The sequence below is a fragment of the Massilia sp. CT11-108 genome (assembly GCF_047302915.1).
Taxonomy (GTDB): domain Bacteria; phylum Pseudomonadota; class Gammaproteobacteria; order Burkholderiales; family Burkholderiaceae_D; genus Telluria; species Telluria orientalis.
On record NZ_JBKYMO010000932.1, the window covers coordinates 1 to 1270 of the forward strand.

Here is a 1270-nt window from a genome sequence, read left to right on the forward strand (position 1 = left end):
CTTCGCGCCCGGACGCGGCGGCCGCACGACGCGGGCATGCAGCATGCCGGGCAGGCGCATGTCCTGCACGTACGCCGCGCCGCCCGTGACTTTCGCCGGGATGTCGAAGCGGGCCAGTGGCTTGCCGATCAGGCGGTAGCGCGCGGGTGGACGCAATGGCGACGTTTCTCTGGCCGCGCGGTGCAACCCGGCCGCGTCCAGGCCGCGCAGCGCTTCGCCGTAATGCATGCTGCGGCCGTCGGGGCCGACGGCGCGGCCCGCGCGCAGGAACACCGTCTCCGGCCCCACGCGCCACTGCGCCGCCGCGCCCTGGCGCAGCAGCGCCGCCACCTGGCTCGACGCATGCAGCAGCGCGCTGCCGCTGTCGGCCATCGTGTGGCTGCCGGCCGTGAAACCCTCGTTCGGCGTGCGCGCCGTGTCGCCCTGCACGAACTCGATGTCGCCCGGCTGCAGTTCCAGCTGTTCGAGCGCGACCTGCGCGAGCGCCGTGCGCACGCCGGTGCCCAGTTCGACCTTGCCGCTGAAGACGGTCACCTTGCCGTCGGGCGCCACGCGGATCCACGCGTCCAGGAAGGGCGTGCGCTGCAGGCTGCCAGCCAGTCTGGCGTTGGCGACCGGCGGCACGCCCATGCCGTTGAATTCGGCGCGCGCGGCGCGCGGCAGCAGCGCGAACGCGAGGACGAGGGCACCCCCTTCGAGGAAGGCGCGGCGGCCTCGATTGACTTCATTCATGCGGGTTCTCCCGCCGCGGCGCGGATGGCCGCGAGGATGCGGTGGTGCGTGCCGCAGCGGCACAGATTCGGTTCCATGTGGCGACGGATTTGCTCGTCGGTCGGATGCGGCACCTTGTCCAGCAAGGCCTGCGCCCGCACGATCATGCCGGCGATGCAATAGCCGCACTGCGCGGCCTGGTGCTCGATGAACGCGGCCTGCAGCCTGCCCGGCTGCGCGGCGCTGCCGAGACCCTCCACGGTGCGTACCTTGCGCCCCGCGCAGGCGGCCAGCGGCGTTACGCAGGAAAACACGGGCTTGCCGTCCAGCTGCACGGTGCAGGCGCCGCACTGGCCCATGCCGCAGCCGAACTTGGCGCCGTTCAGGTTCAGTTCATTGCGCAGCACGTACAGCAGCGGCGTGGCGGGATCCGCGCGCAGGTCGTGCAGGCGGCCGTTGACGTCGACCTTGATGGGATGAGATTGGGTCATGGTTGCATCTCCTTGCGCAGCTTCGCGCTCGCGGCGGCCACGTCGGGCCAGGCGGGACGGCCGGCGCC

Annotated in this window: 2 protein-coding genes; both read right to left on the bottom strand. The window is 72.2% G+C overall.

Going from position 1 to position 1270, the window contains the following annotated elements; genetic code table 11:
* Positions 1-732: molybdopterin cofactor-binding domain-containing protein (locus ACEN88_RS32115; protein WP_413346253.1), on the bottom strand; the 732-nt coding region annotated here is incomplete at its 3' end.
* Positions 729-1202 (bottom strand): (2Fe-2S)-binding protein, encoded by a 474-nt coding sequence (locus ACEN88_RS32120; protein WP_413346254.1) that lies wholly within the window; start codon positions 1200-1202, stop codon positions 729-731. The genes ACEN88_RS32115 and ACEN88_RS32120, both read right to left, overlap by 4 nt.
* Positions 1203-1270: the final 68 nt, after the last annotated feature.